Raw genomic sequence first — 18648 nt, forward strand, 5'->3', positions numbered from 1 at the left:
AGCATGCACATGCGTTCACTTCGCCGGGTCGCGATCCTGGGCGGCAACCGAATTCCCTTCGCCCGTTCCAACGGTGCCTACGCCACGGCCAGCAATCAGGCGATGCTCACCGCCGCCCTCGAAGGGCTGGTCGAGCGCTACCGCCTGCATGGGCTGCGGCTGGGCGAAGTGGTGGCGGGCGCAGTGCTCAAACAGTCGCGTGACATGAACCTGACCCGTGAGTGCGTGCTGGGTTCGCGCCTGGCGCCGCAGACGCCGGCGTATGACATCCAGCAAGCCTGTGGCACCGGCCTGGAGGCGGCGCTGCTGGTGGCCAACAAGATTGCCCTTGGGCAGATCGACAGCGGTATCGCCGGCGGCGTGGACACCACCTCCGATGCACCGATTGCGGTCAACGAGGGCCTGCGTCATATCCTGCTGCAGGCCAACCGTGGCAAAAGCCTGGGCGAGCGGCTGAAACCCTTGCTGCAGTTGCGCCCGCATCACTTGAAACCCGAGTTGCCGCGCAACGGCGAGCCGCGCACAGGGCTGTCGATGGGCGAGCACTGCGAGCGCATGGCCCAGGCCTGGCGGATTGGCCGTGCCGAGCAGGACGAACTGGCGTTGCACAGTCATCAGCAGCTGGCTGCCGCGTATGCCGAGGGTTGGCAGGACGACCTGCTGACACCGTTCTTGTCGCTGACCCGCGATAACAACCTGCGCCCAGACCTGACCCTCGACCAATTGTCCAGGCTCAAGCCAGCCTTCGACCGCAGCGGCCAGGGCACGTTGACGGCAGGCAACTCCACGCCGCTGACCGATGGTGCGTCGCTGGTGCTGCTGGGCAGCGAGGAATGGGCCGCGCAGCAGGGTTTGCAGGTGCTGGCCTACCTGGTCGACGGTGAGACCGCCGCGGTGGACTTCGTCACCGGCCGCGAGGGGCTGTTGATGGCGCCGGTGTATGCGGTACCCCGTTTGCTGGCGCGCAATGGTCTGACGCTGCAAGACTTTGACTATTACGAAATCCACGAGGCCTTTGCAGCCCAGGTGCTGTGTACCCTCAAGGCTTGGGAGGATGCCGATTACTGCCGCGAACGCTTGGGGCTGGCTGCACCACTTGGGGCGATCGACCGGCGCAAGCTCAACGTCAAGGGCAGCTCGTTGGCAGCCGGGCACCCGTTTGCTGCGACCGGTGGGCGAATACTGGCCCACCTGGCGAAGTTGCTGGCAACGGCGGGGAAGGGGCGAGGGTTGATTTCAATTTGCGCGGCGGGTGGGCAGGGGGTGACCGTTATCGTCGAACGATGATTTCTGTGAGTACCGCCCCTAGCTGTTAGGCTTGTCTGGTCAGAACTACAAGAAGCCGCCATGCCGATCATCGGACAGCCTCGTCCCATCCCCGAACTGGATCACCTGCCCAGACCCCTGTATGCCCGCGCCGAAAGCCTCGGCGCCGGTTCCTGGACCACCCGCCACCAGCACGACTGGGTACAGTTTTCCTACGCGATCAGCGGGGTGCTGGGTGTGTATACCGACGAAGGCAGTTACTTCGCGCCGCCGCAGTGGGGGGTGTGGATCCCGGCCGATGCCGAGCACGAAGTGGTTACCTCGATGCAGGCCGAGATGCGCAGCTTGTATGTGCGCCGCGATGCCTGCCTGTGGGCAGCGGAGCGATGCCGGGTGCTGGAAGTGACCCCGCTGGCGCGCGAGCTGATCAAGCAGTTCTGCCTGTACTCGGCAGATTACCCGGAGGGTGACAGCGCCGAGGCGCGACTGGTGGCGGTGCTGCTGGACCAGTTGCGCACCTTGCCAGAGGTTGGCTTTTCGCTGCCGTTGCCACGCCACCCGGGATTGCTGGCGCTGTGCAATGGCTTGATCGCCGCACCGGACCAGCCCCAGACCTTGCAGCAGTGGGCGCGGGAATTGGGGTGTTCGGAGAAGACGCTGATGCGGCTGTTCCAGCGTGAGACCGGCTTGAGCTTTCGCAACTGGCGCCAGCGCATGCGGCTGTTGTCATCGCTGGCGTTGCTGGAGGCGGGGGAGAATGTGACCGAGGCAGCCTTGGGATGTGGGTATGACTCCACCTCGGCCTATATTGCGGCGTTCAAGCAGCTGTTTGGGGCAACGCCGGGGGAGCTGAAGCTTTAGTGGTTGGGTGCCCGAGCCGGGCTTTTCACGGGTATACCTGCGAAAAACCCCGGCTCAGGCCACCGATCAGGTCCGGAACCTGCGCACCAGCGCATCCAGCTCATTGGACAAACCGGCCAGGCTTTGCGAATCCTGGCGCGCTGCCTGGGCCAGTTCGGCCACCAGCTGGGCATCCCCGTGAATCTGGCTGATATGACGGTTGATGTCCTCGGCCACCTGGTGCTGTTCCTCGGCCGCCGTTGCAATCTGCGTGTTCATGTCACGGATCACATCCACCGACTCACGGATTTGCCCGAAGCTGTCGCGGGCCAGGCCAATACGGCTCACCGACTGCTGTGAAACTTCCAGGCTGGCATGCATCTGCTCAGCCACTTCGGCCGTGCGGCTGGCCAGGTTGCCCAGCAAACCGTCGATTTCTGCAGTGGAGTCGGCCGTGCGCTTGGCCAGCGCCCGCACTTCATCAGCCACTACGGCAAAGCCACGCCCCTGCTCACCGGCGCGAGCGGCCTCGATGGCGGCGTTGAGAGCCAGCAAGTTGGTCTGCTCGGCAATCGAGCGGATGGTGCCGAGGATCGACTGGATGGCATTACTGTCACGCTCCAGCTGCTGGATCGACTGCGCCGATTGCTCGATCTCCTGGCTCAGGCGGTCGACGCTATGTACCGCCGCATCGATCTGCTGCTGGCCTTCGCGGGCCTGTTGCTGGCCGCTGTCGGCCGACTGTGCCGCCTGGCTGCAGGAGCGCGCGACTTCGTTGGCGGTGGCAACCATTTCGTGGAAGGCAGTGGAGACCATGTCCACGGCTTCGCGCTGGCGACCGGCGGCCTCGGCCATGTTGCTCGACACTTGGGTCGAGCTGTTGGAGGTGCTGAGGATCTTGCCTGCCGCCGCGCCAATGTGCTGGATCAGGCTGCGAATGGCGCCGAGGAACTGGTTGAACCAGCTGGCCAGCTGAGCCGTTTCGTCACGGCCACGAACTTCCAGGTTGCGGGTCAGGTCGCCTTCACCCTGGGCAATGTCCTCCAGGCCATTGGTGACGCTGTTGATCGGGCGCACGATCAGCTTGGCAAAGGCGGCGCCGACCACGGCGAACAGGGCGGCCAGGACCACGGCGACGGCGCCGATCAGCCAGGTCAGCTGGGTGGTGGTCTGCATGACTTCGCTTTGTTCGATCAGGCCGATGAAGGTCCAGCCCAGTTGCTCGTCGGGGTAGACGTTGGCCATGTAGCGCACGCCGTTGAGCTCGACTTCGACCAGGCCCTTGCCGGCCTTGGCCAGCTCGGCATAGCCATCGCCAAAGCTGGCCAGCTGCTTGAAGTTGTGGCCGGCTTCGCGTGGGTCGACCATCACGTTGCCGTTGCTTTCCACCAGCATCAGGTAGCCGCTTTCGCCCAGCTTGATCTGCTTGACGATCTCGGTCAGGCCCTTGAGCGAGACGTCGATGTTGACCACACCGCCAGGGTTGCCCAACTGGTTGGCCACGGCGCGCACGGTGCTGACCAGCACTGCGTCGTCGGCAGCCCAGTAATAGGCGCCGGTGCGCACGGTCTTGCCCGGGTTGGCCATGGCCAGTTGGTACCAAGGGCGTGGTCGTGGGTCGTAGTTGACGAATTTCTGGCCGGCTGGCCAGCCGACGTAGCCGCCGTCACTGACACCGTAGGACACATAGGCGTAGTTGGGGTGCGAGTCTGCCAGGCGGGTGAAGAAGTCCAGCAGTTGCTTGTCCTGCTCGCCCAGCTCATAGGAGGGGTTGGCGCTCATGAACTTGTTCAGGTTGCCGCCGGTGGCGGCGACCATGGGTTGCGCAGCCAGGTACTCGACGTTCTGGTTGATGCCCTGGAAGAAGATGTTCATCGCGTTGCTGACCTGGCGGATTTCACGGCTGCTGCCGTCGAGGAATCCGTCACGGGCTTCGCCACGCAGGTTGAGGACCACAAGGGTGGCCACAAGGACGATGGGCAAGCCGGCGATGACCGCGAATGCCCAGGTCAGTTTCTGTTTGATGCTCATCGACGCTCCCGGAAATTTTTTTTGTCGACACACGAGGCAGGTACCCAGTGCATCGGCAGCTTCCGGCTTTTATGAAGCTATAACGCCTGTATTTATTGGATAAAGTCGGGGGTGGTGACTATTCGGTCGCGTTTGGGCGGTTTTGGCATACCAAACGCTTGTGACCGCTCAGTGACAGCAGTTGCCAGCAGCGCCATTGGCCAAGTCCTTGAGGATTGGGCAGTCGGGGCGATCATCCCCCTGGCAGTGTGAAACCAGCTCGCCAAGGGTGTCGCGCAGGCTCACCAGTTCCTCGATGCGCCGATTCAGGTCATCGATGTGCTGCATGGCCAGCGCCTTTACATCGGCGCTGGCCCGCTGACGGTCCTGCCAGAGGGTCAGCAGCTTGCCGACCTCTTCAAGGGAAAACCCCAGGTCGCGGGAGCGCTTGATGAACGCCAGGCTGTGCAAGTCTTCGTCCCGGTACAGGCGATAGCCGCTGTCGCTGCGCGTGGCCGGCTTGAGCAGGCCGATGGACTCGTAATAACGGATCATCTTGGTGCTGAGCCCGCTGCGGCGGGCGGCCTGGCCGATGTTCATGGTGTCTCCTGGGTGTCGCGGGTGGGCTTCCACGTCTTCAGCCACAGCGCATTGCTGACCACACTGACGCTGGACAAGGCCATGGCGGCGCCAGCCAGCACCGGGTTGAGGTAGCCCAGCGCAGCCAGCGGGATACCGATGAGGTTGTAGATGAAAGCCCAGAACAGGTTCTGGCGTATTTTCGCGTAGGTCTTGCGGCTGATTTCCAAGGCGGCAGGCACCAGGCGCGGGTCGCCGCGCATCAGGGTGATGCCGGCAGCCTGCATGGCCACGTCGGTGCCGCCGCCCATGGCGATACCAATATCGGCGGCGGCCAGCGCCGGGGCATCGTTGATGCCATCGCCGACCATGGCGACCACGCCATCCTGCTTGAGGGCAGTCACGGTCGCGGCTTTGTCGGCCGGCAGCACTTCGGCGTGCACATCGTCAATGCCCAGGGCATCGGCCACCACTTTGGCGCTGCCACGGTTGTCCCCGGTCAGCAGGTGGCTACTGATGTGTTGTGCGTGCAGGGTATCGATGGCCTCCGCGGCGCCGGGCTTGAGGCTGTCACCAAAGGCAAAAAGGCCCAGCACACGTGGTGGGGTGTTGCGCTCGATCAGCCACGATAGGGTACGTCCCTCGGCTTCCCAGGCTTGTGCCTTGGCCGCCAGGTCACCGGCCTGGAGCCCGCTTTCATCGAGCAGGCGGCGGTTGCCCAGGGCCAGTTCACGGCCCTCGACGCGCCCGGCAATGCCGCGCCCGGTCAGCGATTGGCTGTCGGTAACGGCAGGCACCTCCAGCCCCTGTTCGGCACAGGCATCCAGCACGGCCTTGGCCAGGGGGTGTTCGCTGCCACGTTGCAGGGCACCTGCCAGGCGGTGCAGGCCGGCGCTGTTGCCATCCTTTGCCTGGCTGTGGACCACGCGTGGGCTGCCAGAGGTCAGGGTGCCTGTCTTGTCGAACACCACACGGTTGACTGCATGGGCGCGTTCCAGCGCTTCGGCGTCCTTGATCAGGATGCCATGGCGGGCGGCAACCCCGGTACCTGCCATGATCGCTGCTGGCGTAGCCAGGCCCAGGGCACAGGGGCAGGCGATGACCAGTACCGCCACGGCGTTGATCAGTGCGGTTTCCAGCGGCGCGCCGGCCAGCCACCAGCCAACCAGGGTAACCAGCGCCACCACCAGCACGGCCGGGACGAACACCTGGCTGACCCGGTCGACCAGTTTCTGGATCGGCGCCTTGGCGGCCTGGGCGTCTTCCACCAGACGGATGATGCGGGCCAGTACGGTCTCGGTGCCCAGCGCCTCGGTACGCACCAGCAGCCGGCCCTCACCATTGATGGCGCCACCGGTAACGCTGTCGCCGGGTTGCTTGGGTACCGGCAAGCTTTCGCCGCTGATCAGGGCTTCATCGGCATGGCTGCTGCCGTCCTCGACCACACCGTCGACCGGGAAGCGCTCGCCAGGCTTGACCACTACCAGGTCATTCAAGCGCAACTGGGTGATATGCACGTCTTCTTCCTGGCCGTCCACCATACGTACGGCGCGTTCTGGGCGCAGGGCCTCAAGGGCTCGGATGGCACTGGCGGTCTGGCGCTTGGCACGGCTTTCCAGGCACTTGCCCAGTAGCACCAGGGCGATGACCACGGCCGAGGCTTCGAAGTACAAATGGGGGGGCATCCCGGCGGGGGCCTGTGCCCATTGATACAGGCTCAGACCATAACCGGCGCTGGTGCCCAGGGCCACCAGCAGGTCCATGTTGCCGCTACCGGCGCGCACGGCTTTCCAGGCGGCGACGTAAAAGCGTGCGCCGAGAATGAACTGCACAGGCGTAGCCAGCAGGAACTGCACCCAGGCGGGTAGCATCCAGTGCAGACCCAATGGCTGCACCAGCATTGGCAGTACCAGCGGCAGCGCCAGCAGCAGTGCGACAGCCACTGCCAGGCGTTCATTGCGCAGGCGGCGCGCCGCCTCATGGTCATCCTTGGCCGCTTGCGGCAGGCTGGCGCTGTAGCCGGCTTTTTGCACGGTTTCGATCAGCAGGTTGTCGTCGACTGCCGCGAGCACTTCAAGGTGCGCGCGCTCGCTGGCCAAGTTGACGCTGACCTGTTCGACCCCGGGCAGCTTGCCGAGGGCGCGCTCCACACGGCCGACGCAGCTGGCGCAGGTCATGCCGCCGATCTGTAGTTCGACGGTGTGGGTAGGCACTGCGTACCCGGCTTCGCGCACGGCGTGTATCAGGGCCGGCAAACTGTTGGCCGGTGCCTGGACCCGTGCCTTTTCAGTGGTGAGGTTGACGCTGACCTGTTCAGCGCCGGTGACCTTGCGCAGGGCGCGCTCGACCCGGCCAGCGCAGCTGGCGCAGGTCATGCCGGAGATCGGCAGGTCGTAGGTGGTGGATGCGGGCATGGCTCTCCTCCTTGGACAGGCCTCCAGCATCAACCTTGCCATGCAGGTAAGGTCAATAGTCCAGATCGGCGCGCTTCAGTTCCAGCCCATATTGCCCCATGGCGATGCGGTATTTGTTGATCTGGCCCGCCTGCAGGTTCAAACGCGTGCTGCGTTGGTCCTCGATACCCGGGGCACAACCCGCCATTTGCCCTGGCAGCAGGCGCAGGCGCACATCCACCGGACCAGGCGGCAGGTTGAAAGAGGTGGACTGTTCCTGGAACACGCGCCCGGAAAGCTGGTCGTTGAGGTACACCCCGATTTCGCAGCTGGTGGCTACTTCCAGGCGCTCCCGGGAAATGATCAGTACGCTGTAGGCCGAGTTGCCCTCGGCATTTGCCGGTGGCACTGCAGCCAACGCGCTCAAAAGCCCGACGACGCCCAATGCTGCCCTGAACATGAAGAATCTCCTGCTTGCCTGATCGTCAAAGGCGCAGCTTGGCCGACGCGGACGCGGATTTCCACCCCGGGTGTTGTTGGCAGCGCTTGACCTTGACCTGATGGCAAGCTTGAAACTTGTGGAAAACCTGAAGGAGGTAACACCATGCAAGTGTTCAATGTACAAGGCATGACCTGCGGCCATTGCGTCAAGGCTGTGACCCGCGCGGTGCAGGAGCAGGATGCGCAGGCCAAGGTCGAAATCGACCTGGCGGCCAGGCAGGTGCGGGTACAAAGCGATTTGGCCCAGGAGCAGATTCTTACCGCCATTCGCGATGAAGGTTATCAGGCCGAGGTGGCGTGAGGTTCCGGGCGCTCACCGGCCGTTTTTGTTGCAAATGTTTTCACATTGATGGGGTCCACAGCAGGTAGAATTGCCCACTTGCTTAGCCTGCTATGGATTCCTGATGAACCTGCGAATGGTGCTTATCCTGGGCGCACTCAGTGCGTTCGGGCCCTTGGCGATCGACTTCTACCTGCCCGCCTTCCCGGCCATGGCGCAGGCCTTTGCCACCGACGAAAAACACGTTCAGGCCACGCTGGCCGCCTACTTCCTCGGGCTCTCCATCGGCCAGTTGGCCTACGGGCCGGTGGCTGACCGGTTTGGTCGACGCAAGCCGCTGATGTTCGGCGTGACCCTGTTCACCCTGGCGTCACTGGCCTGTGCCTACGCCCCCAACCTAGACACTTTGGTGCTGGCGCGTTTCGTCCAGGCGCTGGGCGGCTGTGCCGGCATGGTGCTGTCGCGGGCCATTGTCAGCGACAAGTGCGACCCCGTGGCTTCGGCCAAGGTGTTCTCGCAACTGATGCTGGTCATGGGCCTGGCACCGATCCTGGCACCCATGCTGGGCGGTGTGCTGGTGAACGTCTCCGGCTGGCAATCGATTTTCCTCGCCTTGAGCCTGTTCAGTGCCGGCTGCCTGCTGGCGGTCAGCCTCGGCCTGCCGGAAAGCCTGCCCGCGGATATGCCGCGTCAGCCGCTGTCCGGCGCCTTGCGCCAGTATCTGCGGCTGCTAGCTGACCGGGTATTCCTCGGCCATGCCGTGACTGGCGGTATCGCCATTGCCGGTATGTTTGCCTACATCGCCGGTTCGCCTTTCGTGTTCATCCAGCTGTACGACGTGCCGGCCGAACATTATGGCTGGCTGTTCGGCACCAACGCTGCGGGCTTCATCCTGGTGGCGCAGGTGAATGCCCGCTTGCTGGCCAAGCGTGGCCCGGCCTACCTGCTGGCGCGTGCGGTATGGCTGTACTTGATCGCCGGCCTGGTGCTGCTGGGGGTTGCGGCACTGCGTCCGGCACAGCTATGGCCGCTGCTGGTTCCGCTGTTCGTCTGCATCGCCAGCCTCGGTTGCATCATTCCCAATGCCTCGGCTTGCGCCATGAGCGGGCAGGGCGCACGGGCTGGCAGCGCCTCGGCACTGATGGGCTGCGTGCAGTTCAGCGTTGCAGCCGGCGCGGCGGCGCTGGTCGGGCTGCTGCATGATGGCAGTGCGGTGCCCATGGCGTTGGTCATCAGCCTGTGCGGGGCACTGGCGGTCAGTGTCGCGCTGCTGACCCGACGCTTGCAGGCCAAGGTTCCCGCGTAAGCGGGTGGGGTGCCTGCAGACGGGTTTCCAGCGTGGCGACAAAGGCGCGAGCCTCGGCTTCGCTGCGGAAACTGACCACGTGCTGATCGAGCTGAACCTGCCAGGGGCAGGCCGGGTTTCGGCTCGACGCACTGACGAGAATTTTCATCGCGGCATACCTCCAGAAAGGGAAGAGCCGGTCAAGTGTAGCGCCGCCCTACCTGGCCGCCATGGCCTGTATCGGTGTCCTGACTGACGGTCGGTGGGCTCATGCTTTCCGCGTCTTTCCCGATTGCGGTGCAATGCCTGCGAGCGGGTGGAACCTTCGCTTTAGCTTGCGCTACTTGTGGAAAACAATTGTCAGCTCCGTCCGAAGTTGCAGCAGGCAAATTCCGGATGACATTCCCGTACTCCTGCACAGACAGGCCGTAACGCTTGCTCGCGGGGTTACGCTCAGGCAGTTGACGGTGCTTTGCGACTCGCAATGGGTAGGCATACCCAGTGGCTTTTCTGTCAGGTTGACGTGGGGGAGGGCTGCCTGAATGGGCATTTCTGCGGCTTATACTGGCGATCCAGGCCGGTGCCAGCGAGAGGTGCTTCCCTGCCAGGGTTGGCCCTCGCATCCACACAGTGAACTTGCAGGGAGTTACAGGGATATGAACGCAGTCAGCAGTATCAGCCAGATCGCCAGCCTGATGGCCGACCCCAAGCGCAGTGCCATGTTATGGGCGTTGATCGACGGCACGCCACGCCTGGCTAATGAGCTCGCAATCATGACCGGCCTTACGTCGTCGTCGGCCTGCGCGCACCTGTCGTTGCTTTCTTCGGCAGGTTTGCTAAGGCATGAAGCCAGGGGCCGCAAACGTTACTTTCGCTTGGCGACGCCGCAGGTCGGGGCCGCGGTAGAGGCCTTGGCCAGTGTGCAGCTGGAGAGCGCCAGAGGGGATAAGGCCAAGGCGCCGGTATCTCCGCTGCCTATGTCAATGCGCCGGGCACGCCGATGTGGCGATCACCTGGGTGGCGAGCTGGCCAGTGAGCTGTACCACCGCCTGGTGGTGGCCGGCTGGCTGGAGGGAAGCGACCGCCAGTTGATGGTCAGTGACGAGGGGCGAGCGCAGTTGGCCTTGGTCGGTGTGTACATCGATGCCCTGGCGCCCCACCAGCAACGCGGTTGCGTGATCTGCCGGTGCACCGAGTGGACCGATCAGGCGCCTCATCTGGGCGGTGTATTGGGCCAGGCGTTGTTCAGGTTGTTCCTGCAGTCTGGCTGGATGCGCGAGGCCGAGGATACGCGGGCATTGCATATTTCGGCGCTGGGCATCCAGCAGATCAATTGCATCGGCCGCGTGACGACGTTGCAGGTCGGCTGAGTGCAACGTCGTCTGCCGATCAGACCAGCCGGGCGTCCAGGCTGTTCTGCGCCAGGCGACGGGCCTGGTCTTCGGTCATGCCCAGGTGGGTGTACAAAGCGTGGAAGTTTTCCGTGACGTAGCCGCCGAAGTAGGCCGGGTCGTCCGAATTGACCGTGACCTTCACGCCACGCTCGAGCATGTCGAGGATGTTGTGCTGGCTCATATGGTCGAACACGCACAGCTTGGTGTTGGACAGTGGGCATACCGTGAGCGGGATCTGCTCGTCGATGATGCGCTGCATCAGGCGTTCGTCCTCGATGGCGCGCACACCATGGTCGATACGCTTGATTTGCAGCAGGTCCAGGGCTTCCCAGATGTACTCGGGCGGGCCTTCTTCGCCAGCGTGAGCGACGGCGACAAAGCCTTCGCTGCGGGCGCGGTCGAACACGCGCTGGAATTTGCTGGGTGGGTGACCCATCTCCGAACTGTCCAGGCCAACGGCGATGAAGGCATCGCGGAACGGCAGGGCCTGGTCGAGGGTTTTCTGTGCTTCATCTTCGCTCAGGTGGCGCAGGAAGCTGAGGATCAGGCCACTGCTGATGCCCAGTTGATCGCGACCATCCTTCAGGGCCTGGTTGATGCCGCCCAGTACCACTTCGAAGGGGATGCCGCGGTCGGTATGGGTTTGCGGGTCGAAGAACGGTTCGGTGTGGATCACGTTCTGCGCCTTGCAACGCTGAAGGTACGCCCAGGTCAGGTCGTAGAAGTCCTGCTCGGTGCGCAGTACATCGGCGCCCTGGTAATACAGGTCGAGAAACTCCTGCAGATTGTTGAAGGCATAGGCGCGGCGCAAGGTTTCCACATCGGCCCAGGGCAGGGCGATCTTGTTGCGCTCGGCCAGGGCGAACAGCAGCTCGGGCTCCAGCGAGCCTTCAAGGTGCAGGTGCAGCTCGGCCTTGGGCAGGGCGTTCAACCATTCATACATATAGGGTGATCTCAATCAGGTACGGTTGCCGCCATTCTACAGGTGCTGGCCGGGTATTGCGCCCGGCCGGGCTGCGACCTGGTGAATCACCAGACCAAGGGTTCACCCTTGTAGTTGATGAAGCGCAGGCCGCCCTTGCCGCTTTGCGCCTTGATCTGTTCCAGCATGCCGCGGGTGCTGGTGAGTACATCGATCTCTGCGTTCTCACCCCCCATGTCGGTCTTCACCCAGCCCGGGTGCATGGCCAGTACGCACAGGTCGGGCTGTTGTTGTTCGACGACAAAGCTGTTGATCATCGAGTTCAATGCCGCTTTGCTGGCTTTGTACAGGCAGATTTCGCCGCCGTCGGGGATGCTTACGCTGCCCAGAATCGAGCTCATGAAGGCCAGCACGCCGCTGCCTTCGCGAACCTGGCCGACCAGCCGGCGGGCCACGCGAATAGGCGCCACGGCGTTGGTCATGAACAGGTCGCCGATCTCTTTGTTGTGCACAGACTCCAGATCTTGCGGCGAAGGGCCCATGACTCCCGCATTGACGAACACCAGGTCGAAAACCTGGCCTTGCAGGCGCTGCGTGAGGCCGTCGAGCTGGGCGGTGTCGTTCATTTCCAGTTGCTCGATGTTTACACCGGGCACGTCCGAAAGGGCGCCTGGCTGCTGCGGGTTGCGAACGGTGGCGGTGATGTTCCAGCCGTCTTCGTGCAGGCGTTGCACCAAGCCCAGGCCGAGCCCGCGCGATGCGCCGATGATGAGTGCGTTTTTTGGATCAGCCATAGGGGTATTCCTTTATCTGTGTAGGAAAAAGGAATTGAGCATAGTGCAACAGCGGGCCCCTTTGCGGTCCATCGCGACACAAGGCTGCTCTGATGGAGGGGATCGTGTACTGCTGGATCGGTGTCGTGTCGGGAGAGGGCAGCAAAGCAACCCTGGCAATTTCAACCCTTGCCCACCCACTGGCTAAAAAATGATCAGTGGCGGCGCGCGCCTGCCTGGCCGGGCGCTTCGCCTGTTGGCGCACGGGTTATCCACAGGCTGGTCCACAGTTATTGTGTGCAAGCTCCAGGGTGTATCCGCCGGTTCAACTCGCGTGGTATTGGGGATAACTCGTGGCCTTTCAGCCGTTTGCGACTGTCATCAAACGGTGATCAAAATATGATCAAAGCTCTGCAGGCCTTGAAAGCGCTAGGCTGCAAGCAAGTGCCCCAAGCTTATCCACAGGCCAGCCCACAGTAGTTGTGGGCAATGTTCAGCGCGTTTCCAGCAGGATTCGCCCACGGCTCAGGTCGGCCAGTTGCTGCTGCAAGGGCGCCACGTGAGCGTCACCGAGGGCTATTAGCAGCTCCACACCATTGGCCGTGAACTGCTCATCCAGAACCAGCCCATCAACCTCGGCCAGGCGCAATTTCACCAACGACAGCTCGCTGAAACTGCAGCTACAGGAAAATTCACTCCGCTGTACCAGCAGCCGTTTGGGCGCTTGTTGCAGGCACTTGTTGGCGCCGCCGCCGTAGGCCCTGGCCAGCCCGCCGGTCCCCAACTGGATACCGCCGTACCAGCGGATCACCAGCACCACGACCTGGTCGCAGTCCTGGGCTTCAATGGCCGCCAGGATCGGCCGCCCGGCGGTGCCGCCCGGTTCGCCGTCGTCGCTGCTGCGGTATTGCGCGCCGAGCTTCCAGGCCCAGCAATTATGGGTGGCGGCCAGGTCGCTATGGCGTTCGATGAAACTCATCGCCTCGGCAGCGCTGTTGATAGGCCCGGCCAGGGTGATGAATCGGCTTTTGCGGATTTCCTCGCGGTATTCGCAGAGGTCGAGCAGGGTAGAAGGCATAAATGACCGTCAGGCAGCGGGCTTGATGCCGCAGCCCTTCAGAATGATGTGGATAAGGTTGTTGCTCGCGTCTTCCATGTCCTGCTTGGTCAGCCGGCTGCGGCCGGTAACCTGGCAGATCTGGGTGGCGAAGTCGGCATAATGCTGGGTGCTGCCCCAGAGCAGGAAGATGAGGTGCACCGGGTCGACCCGGTCCATCTTGCCGGCATCCATCCAGGCCTGGAACACCGCAGCCCGGCCGCGGAACCATTCACGGTAATCGGCGCTGAAGTACTCGGTCAGGCAGGTGCCACCGCTGATCACTTCCATGGCGAAAATCCGCGAGGCCTGCGGGTTTCGCCGCGAGAACTCCATCTTGGTGCGGATGTACTGGCCCAACGCTTCACCGGGGTCGTCGTCAACGCTCAGGGCGTTGAAGGTGCTGTCCCACAGCTCGATGATGTTGCTGAGCACGGCAATGTAAAGGCCCAGCTTATTGGTGAAGTAGTAATGCAGGTTGGCCTTGGGCAACCCCGCCTTGAGGGCGATGGTGTTCATGCTGGTGCCCTTGAAACCATGGCGGGCGAACTCGTCTTCGGCGGCCTGGATAATGGCCTGTTCGTTCTTCTGGCGGATGCGGCCCGCGGGCTTGCCCGAGGCGGAGAGGCGATGCGCAGGGACTTCTAGGGTCATGGACGATTCCGTACGGGTCAGTGGCTGCGGCTGTCGGACAAGATTACCTGCCTGTGCCGAAGTGACAAGCGTTTGCGGCACAGACTGGCATCAACGTGTCGCAGCCAGGCTTTCAAGGAAGCTTTCGAGTACCAGGTTGGGGCGGCGGCCTTTGCGCGTCACCCAGCTCAGGCTCAGGTCATAGAAGCGTTCCCGCGGCTTGAGTGCGCGCAAGCGCCCCTGTTGGACCCAGAAGGTGGCGTAGTGGTCGGGTAGGTAGCCGATGTAGCGCCCGGTAAGGATGAGGAAGGCCATGCCCTCTCGGTCTGAAGCGCTGGCCGTGCAGTTCAGCGCCTGGTAGTGCGCCTGGATGTCCGCCGGCAGGCGGAAGGTGGGGGTGATAGCTTCTTGGCTGTTGAGACGCTGGTCGTCGATTTGCTGGTCATCGGCATAGAACAGCGGGTGGCCGACCGCGCAGTACAGCAGCGAGCGCTCGCTGTACAACGGCTGGTACTCCAGGCCCGATAACGGACTGGTCTGTGGCACCACGCCAACGTGCAGGCTGCCGTCGAGCACACCGTGCTCGACCTGGCTGGGGGCGATCATGCGGATCTGGATGCGCACCTCAGGGCCGCGGTCCTTGAGTTCGGCCAGGGCATGGGTGATGCGCATGTGCGGCAGGGTGACCAGGTTGTCGGTCAGGCCAATGTTCAGCTCGCCACGCAGATGCTGGTGCAGACCGTTGACCTCGGTGCGGAAGCTTTCCAGGGCGCTGAGTAGTTGCAGCGCTGAGTGGTAGACCTCGCGGCCTTCCTCGGTCAACGAAAACCCGGCACGGCCACGTTGGCACAGGCGAAGGCCAAGACGTTGCTCAAGGTCGTTCATCTGCTGGCTGATGGCCGAGCGGCCAATACCCAGCACGTTTTCGGCGGCCGAGAAGCCGCCGCACTCGACGACGCTGCGGTAGATTTTCAGCAAGCGTATGTCGAAATCGCTGACTTGGGCGAGTGGGTCGGGGCGTCGGCTCATTAGTTTAGTCGCGACCTGTCTGAAGATTAGAAATGTGGGCTTTTTCAGACTTTATCCGCGTGCCAATTTAGCTGCAACAACATCCATCGTTGCCTAGTCGTCTTCCGAGGAACCGCCGATGAACATGCCCGAGACCGCTACTGCCGGTATCGCCAGCCAGCTCAAGCTGGATGCCCACTGGATGCCCTACACCGCCAACCGCAATTTCCAGCGCGACCCACGCCTGATTGTGGCGGCCGAAGGCAACTACCTGGTCGATGACCAAGGGCGCAAGATCTTCGATGCCCTGTCTGGCCTGTGGACCTGTGGCGCGGGGCACACCCGCAAGGAGATCACCGAGGCGGTGACCCGCCAGCTGTCTACCCTGGACTACTCCCCGGCGTTCCAGTTTGGGCACCCGCTGTCGTTCCAGCTGGCTGAAAAAATTGCCGATCTGGTGCCAGGCAACCTGAATCACGTCTTCTATACCAACTCCGGCTCGGAGTGCGCCGACACTGCACTGAAGATGGTGCGTGCCTACTGGCGCCTGAAAGGCCAGGCGACCAAAACCAAGATCATCGGCCGTGCCCGTGGTTATCACGGTGTGAACATCGCCGGTACCAGCCTGGGCGGCGTCAATGGCAACCGCAAGATGTTCGGCCAGCTGCTGGACGTCGACCACCTGCCCCATACCGTACTGCCGGTGAACGCCTTCTCCAAAGGCCTGCCGGAAGAGGGCGGTATCGCTCTTGCGGACGAAATGCTCAAGCTAATCGAGCTGCACGATGCTTCCAACATTGCTGCCGTGATTGTCGAGCCGCTGGCTGGTTCTGCCGGTGTACTGCCGCCACCGAAGGGGTACCTGAAGCGTCTGCGTGAGATCTGCACCCAGCACAACATCCTGCTGATCTTCGATGAAGTGATCACCGGCTTTGGCCGCATGGGGGCCATGACCGGTTCGCAAGCCTTTGGCGTTACCCCAGACCTGATGTGTATCGCCAAGCAAGTGACCAACGGGGCCATTCCGATGGGCGCGGTCATTGCCAGCAGCGAGATCTACCAGACCTTCATGAACCAGCCCACGCCGGAATACGCCGTGGAATTCCCGCACGGCTATACCTACTCGGCTCACCCGGTTGCCTGCGCCGCCGGTCTCGCCGCGCTGGACCTGCTGCAGAAGGAAAACCTGGTGCAGTCCGCCGCTGAACTGGCACCGCACTTCGAGAAGCTGCTGCACGGCGTGAAGGGCACCAAGAACATCGTCGATATCCGTAACTACGGCTTGGCCGGCGCCATCCAGATCGCCGCCCGTGACGGCGATGCCATCGTTCGCCCATACGAAGCGGCGATGAAACTGTGGAAGGCCGGCTTCTATGTCCGCTTTGGTGGCGACACCCTGCAGTTTGGCCCAACCTTCAACACCAAGCCGCAGGAACTGGATCGCCTGTTCGACGCCGTCGGCGAAACCCTGAACCTGATCGACTGATTTTTCTGATTTTGATGCCCGGCGCGTGAGCACATCGCGCCGGCTTCTACCTTCTTTATCCGGAGTTTTGCATGAGCATTGTTCAGCATCTGATTCACGGCGAGCTGGTTACCAAGGGTGAGCGCACCGCCGATGTCTTCAACCCGTCAACCGGCCAGGCCGTGCGCAAGGTCGAGCTGGCGAGCCGCGCGACCGTGCAGGAAGCGATCGATTCGGCCAAGGCTGCCTTCCCGGCCTGGCGCAACACCCCACCGGCCAAGCGCGCGCAGGTGATGTTCCGCTTCAAGCAACTGCTTGAGCAGAACGAAGCACGCATCTCGCAGATGATCAGCGAAGAGCACGGCAAGACCCTGGAAGACGCTGCTGGCGAACTGAAGCGTGGTATCGAGAACGTCGAGTTCGCCTGCGCTGCCCCAGAAGTGCTGAAGGGTGAGTACAGCCGCAACGTGGGCCCGAACATCGATGCCTGGTCCGACTTCCAGCCGCTGGGCGTGGTTGCCGGTATCACGCCGTTCAACTTCCCGGCCATGGTGCCGCTGTGGATGTACCCGCTGGCCATTGCCTGCGGTAACGCCTTCATCCTCAAACCATCCGAGCGTGACCCGAGCTCGACCTTGTTCATCGCTCAACTGCTGTTGGAGGCCGGCTTGCCAAAGGGCATTCTCAACGTGGTGCACGGCGACAAGGAAGCGGTGGATGCGCTGATCGAAGCGCCGGAAGTGAAAGCGCTGAGCTTTGTCGGCTCCACCCCGATCGCCGAGTACATCTATGCCGAGGGCACCAAGCGCGGCAAGCGTGTGCAGGCCTTGGGTGGTGCGAAGAACCACGCGGTACTGATGCCGGACGCCGACCTGGACAACGCAGTGAGTGCGCTGATGGGGGCCGCGTATGGTTCGTGCGGTGAGCGCTGCATGGCTATTTCGGTGGCGGTGTGCGTAGGCGACCAGGTTGCTGACGCCCTGATTGCCAAGCTGGAGCCGCAGATCAAGGCACTGAAGATTGGTGCTGGCACGTCGTGCGGCCTGGATATGGGGCCGCTGGTCACTGCGTCTGCGCGTGACAAGGTTGTGGGTTACATCGATGACGGTGTTGCCGCTGGCGCCAGGCTGGTGGTGGATGGCCGTGGTTTGCGAGTGGCGGGTAATGAAGATGGCTACTTCGTGGGTGGCACCCTGTTCGACAAGGTGACCCCGGAGATGCGCATCTATAAAGAGGAGATCTTTGGCCCGGTGCTGTGCGTGGTCCGTGTAAATAGCCTGGAGCAGGCCATGCAGCTGATCAACGATCATGAGTATGGCAACGGCACCTGCATTTTCACCCGTGACGGTGAAGCGGCGCGGCTGTTCTGTGATGAGATCGAAGTGGGCATGGTGGGTGTGAACGTACCGCTGCCGGTGCCGGTGGCCTACCACAGCTTTGGTGGCTGGAAGCGGTCGCTGTTTGGTGACCTGCATGCCTATGGCCCTGATGGTGTGCGCTTCTATACGCGTCGCAAGGCAATTACCCAGCGTTGGCCGCAGCGGGCCAGCCATGAAGCGTCGCAGTTTGCATTCCCTAGCCTTTAAGGGAGGGTAAACAAAGCGGGGAGGGCTGTTTTGAGAGGGTGCTGGCTATTAGATGTGTCCGCCGCAACCTTTGCGGGGCCTGTGAGATCGAGCGCCGCCCGCGCGGCGCATCGCGAGCTCCTACGTTTGTTTCGGGCCAAGTATGCCTGTGGGATTTGCGCGCGAACGCCTTGGCGCATGGCGCGACATCGCGTCGTACAAACAAGGCGGTCGCGCGCGCCTGTCACAGGCATAACTGGCCCGAAACGAACGTAGGAGCGAGCGCAGCTCGCGATGCGCCGCGCGGGCGGCGCTCGATCTCACAGGCGCTGAATGTGTTGTGGCGACCACCTGGTAGCCTTGATACGGTCTTCCCCCTGGAATATTTCAAATAAATGAAATTAAAGGTTGACGGCCTTTCGAATCCCCTTATAATGCGCCCCACTTCCAGCGACAACGGAACGACAAACTCCTTGAAATTCAATGAGTTAGAAGATTCGGAAGACGCTGAAAGGGCTACGATCGAATGATCGCCAGCGGTTGAGATGATGGTTGACAGCGCTTTTAAGTGCTGTATGATTCGCCTCCCGCTACGAGAGATCGAAGCGAGTCAAGTGTTTGAAGCTAAACGAGTTTCT

The 18648-nt window shown here is 62.6% G+C and carries 17 protein-coding genes and 1 pseudogene; 7 read left to right on the forward strand and 11 right to left on the reverse strand.

Going from position 1 to position 18648, the window contains the following annotated elements; all coding sequences use genetic code 11:
• Positions 1-9: 9 nt before the first annotated feature.
• Both DMX11_RS23350 and DMX11_RS23355 read left to right on the forward strand, forming a co-directional pair.
• On the forward strand, positions 10-1287 hold the full coding sequence (locus DMX11_RS23350; RefSeq protein WP_110747362.1) for an acetyl-CoA C-acetyltransferase: 1278 nt from the start codon (positions 10-12) through the stop codon (positions 1285-1287).
• Positions 1288-1347: 60 nt separating this feature from the next.
• Positions 1348-2127, forward strand: a complete 780-nt coding sequence (locus DMX11_RS23355; RefSeq protein WP_110747365.1) for a helix-turn-helix transcriptional regulator — start codon at positions 1348-1350, stop codon at positions 2125-2127.
• Between the two features lie 66 nt (positions 2128-2193).
• Here DMX11_RS23355 and DMX11_RS26530 read toward each other — a convergent pair whose 3' ends face one another.
• The 5 genes and pseudogenes from DMX11_RS26530 to DMX11_RS23375 form a co-directional block, all read right to left on the reverse strand.
• Positions 2194-2961 carry a methyl-accepting chemotaxis protein gene (locus DMX11_RS26530; protein WP_371921802.1) on the reverse strand — a complete coding sequence of 256 codons (768 nt, stop codon included), beginning with the start codon at positions 2959-2961 and terminating at the stop codon, positions 2194-2196.
• A 90-nt stretch (positions 2962-3051) separates the two neighbouring features.
• Positions 3052-4137: pseudogene (locus DMX11_RS26535) on the reverse strand (cache domain-containing protein); the annotation flags it as partial.
• Between the two features lie 168 nt (positions 4138-4305).
• A complete protein-coding gene (gene cueR, locus DMX11_RS23365; RefSeq protein ID WP_110747371.1) occupies positions 4306-4716 on the reverse strand; it encodes a Cu(I)-responsive transcriptional regulator in 411 nt (136 codons plus the stop codon).
• The gene (locus tag DMX11_RS23370) at positions 4713-7109 is read right to left on the reverse strand and encodes a heavy metal translocating P-type ATPase (protein ID WP_110747374.1); all 2397 of its coding nucleotides are present in this window, start codon (positions 7107-7109) and stop codon (positions 4713-4715) included. Before DMX11_RS23370 ends, cueR begins: the two co-directional genes overlap by 4 nt.
• A gap of 52 nt (positions 7110-7161) precedes the next feature.
• Positions 7162-7548 carry a hypothetical protein gene (locus DMX11_RS23375; protein ID WP_110747378.1) on the reverse strand — a complete coding sequence of 129 codons (387 nt, stop codon included), beginning with the start codon at positions 7546-7548 and terminating at the stop codon, positions 7162-7164.
• A 144-nt stretch (positions 7549-7692) separates the two neighbouring features.
• On the opposite strand from DMX11_RS23375, the gene DMX11_RS23380 reads away from it, so the two are divergent.
• Positions 7693-7890 carry a heavy-metal-associated domain-containing protein gene (locus DMX11_RS23380; RefSeq protein WP_110747381.1) on the forward strand — a complete coding sequence of 66 codons (198 nt, stop codon included), beginning with the start codon at positions 7693-7695 and terminating at the stop codon, positions 7888-7890.
• 103 nt (positions 7891-7993) lie between these two features.
• Positions 7994-9175, forward strand: coding sequence for a multidrug effflux MFS transporter (locus DMX11_RS23385; RefSeq protein WP_110747384.1), 1182 nt, complete (start codon positions 7994-7996; stop codon positions 9173-9175).
• Here DMX11_RS23385 and DMX11_RS26290 read toward each other — a convergent pair.
• On the reverse strand, positions 9126-9323 hold the full coding sequence (locus tag DMX11_RS26290; RefSeq protein WP_110747387.1) for a hypothetical protein: 198 nt from the start codon (positions 9321-9323) through the stop codon (positions 9126-9128). The two genes, DMX11_RS23385 and DMX11_RS26290, sit on opposite strands and share 50 nt — an antisense overlap.
• A 487-nt stretch (positions 9324-9810) precedes the next feature.
• Between DMX11_RS26290 and DMX11_RS23395 the strand changes: the two genes are divergently transcribed.
• Positions 9811-10524: a helix-turn-helix transcriptional regulator gene (locus tag DMX11_RS23395; protein ID WP_110747390.1), complete on the forward strand. Its 714-nt coding sequence runs from the start codon at positions 9811-9813 to the stop codon at positions 10522-10524.
• 19 nt (positions 10525-10543) lie between these two features.
• Here the strand turns inward: DMX11_RS23395 and DMX11_RS23400 are convergent, their stop codons facing one another.
• The 5 genes from DMX11_RS23400 to DMX11_RS23420 all read right to left on the reverse strand — a co-directional run bounded on the left by DMX11_RS23400 (position 10544) and on the right by DMX11_RS23420 (position 15001).
• Complete coding sequence (locus tag DMX11_RS23400; RefSeq protein WP_110747393.1) at positions 10544-11491, reverse strand: adenosine deaminase; 948 nt, start codon at positions 11489-11491, stop codon at positions 10544-10546.
• Between the two features lie 86 nt (positions 11492-11577).
• On the reverse strand, positions 11578-12264 hold the full coding sequence (locus DMX11_RS23405; RefSeq protein ID WP_110747396.1) for an SDR family oxidoreductase: 687 nt from the start codon (positions 12262-12264) through the stop codon (positions 11578-11580).
• 472 nt (positions 12265-12736) lie between these two features.
• Positions 12737-13321 (reverse strand): YigZ family protein, encoded by a 585-nt coding sequence (locus tag DMX11_RS23410; RefSeq protein WP_110747399.1) that lies wholly within the window; start codon positions 13319-13321, stop codon positions 12737-12739.
• Positions 13322-13330: 9 nt separating this feature from the next.
• Entirely contained in the window at positions 13331-13993 is a 663-nt protein-coding gene (locus tag DMX11_RS23415; RefSeq protein WP_110747402.1) for a TetR/AcrR family transcriptional regulator, read from the reverse strand.
• Positions 13994-14083: 90 nt separating this feature from the next.
• Entirely contained in the window at positions 14084-15001 is a 918-nt protein-coding gene (locus DMX11_RS23420; RefSeq protein WP_110747405.1) for a LysR family transcriptional regulator, read from the reverse strand.
• A gap of 118 nt (positions 15002-15119) precedes the next feature.
• Between DMX11_RS23420 and DMX11_RS23425 the strand changes: the two genes are divergently transcribed.
• Positions 15120-16466: an aspartate aminotransferase family protein gene (locus tag DMX11_RS23425; protein ID WP_110747408.1), complete on the forward strand. Its 1347-nt coding sequence runs from the start codon at positions 15120-15122 to the stop codon at positions 16464-16466.
• Positions 16467-16537: 71 nt separating this feature from the next.
• Positions 16538-18031, forward strand: coding sequence for a CoA-acylating methylmalonate-semialdehyde dehydrogenase (locus DMX11_RS23430; RefSeq protein ID WP_110747411.1), 1494 nt, complete (start codon positions 16538-16540; stop codon positions 18029-18031).
• Positions 18032-18648 lie beyond the last annotated feature (617 nt).

The sequence above is a fragment of the Pseudomonas sp. LB-090624 genome, assembly GCF_003205205.1.
GTDB lineage: Bacteria > Pseudomonadota > Gammaproteobacteria > Pseudomonadales > Pseudomonadaceae > Aquipseudomonas.

Bases quoted from the DNA above. Each gene is read 5' to 3' on its own strand.
- DMX11_RS23350 (WP_110747362.1), top strand. From the start codon at position 10: ATGCGTTCACTTCGCCGGGTCGCGATCCTGGGCGGCAACCGAATTCCC.
- DMX11_RS23355 (WP_110747365.1), top strand. From the start codon at position 1,348: ATGCCGATCATCGGACAGCCTCGTCCCATCCCCGAACTGGATCACCTG.
- DMX11_RS26530 (WP_371921802.1), bottom strand. From the start codon at position 2,961: ATGGCCGAGGCCGCCGGTCGCCAGCGCGAAGCCGTGGACATGGTCTCC.
- cueR (WP_110747371.1), bottom strand. From the start codon at position 4,716: ATGAACATCGGCCAGGCCGCCCGCCGCAGCGGGCTCAGCACCAAGATG.
- DMX11_RS23370 (WP_110747374.1), bottom strand. From the start codon at position 7,109: ATGCCCGCATCCACCACCTACGACCTGCCGATCTCCGGCATGACCTGC.
- DMX11_RS23375 (WP_110747378.1), bottom strand. From the start codon at position 7,548: ATGTTCAGGGCAGCATTGGGCGTCGTCGGGCTTTTGAGCGCGTTGGCT.
- DMX11_RS23380 (WP_110747381.1), top strand. From the start codon at position 7,693: ATGCAAGTGTTCAATGTACAAGGCATGACCTGCGGCCATTGCGTCAAG.
- DMX11_RS23385 (WP_110747384.1), top strand. From the start codon at position 7,994: ATGAACCTGCGAATGGTGCTTATCCTGGGCGCACTCAGTGCGTTCGGG.
- DMX11_RS26290 (WP_110747387.1), bottom strand. From the start codon at position 9,323: ATGAAAATTCTCGTCAGTGCGTCGAGCCGAAACCCGGCCTGCCCCTGG.
- DMX11_RS23395 (WP_110747390.1), top strand. From the start codon at position 9,811: ATGAACGCAGTCAGCAGTATCAGCCAGATCGCCAGCCTGATGGCCGAC.
- DMX11_RS23400 (WP_110747393.1), bottom strand. From the start codon at position 11,491: ATGTATGAATGGTTGAACGCCCTGCCCAAGGCCGAGCTGCACCTGCAC.
- DMX11_RS23405 (WP_110747396.1), bottom strand. From the start codon at position 12,264: ATGGCTGATCCAAAAAACGCACTCATCATCGGCGCATCGCGCGGGCTC.
- DMX11_RS23410 (WP_110747399.1), bottom strand. From the start codon at position 13,321: ATGCCTTCTACCCTGCTCGACCTCTGCGAATACCGCGAGGAAATCCGC.
- DMX11_RS23415 (WP_110747402.1), bottom strand. From the start codon at position 13,993: ATGACCCTAGAAGTCCCTGCGCATCGCCTCTCCGCCTCGGGCAAGCCC.
- DMX11_RS23420 (WP_110747405.1), bottom strand. From the start codon at position 15,001: ATGAGCCGACGCCCCGACCCACTCGCCCAAGTCAGCGATTTCGACATA.
- DMX11_RS23425 (WP_110747408.1), top strand. From the start codon at position 15,120: ATGAACATGCCCGAGACCGCTACTGCCGGTATCGCCAGCCAGCTCAAG.
- DMX11_RS23430 (WP_110747411.1), top strand. From the start codon at position 16,538: ATGAGCATTGTTCAGCATCTGATTCACGGCGAGCTGGTTACCAAGGGT.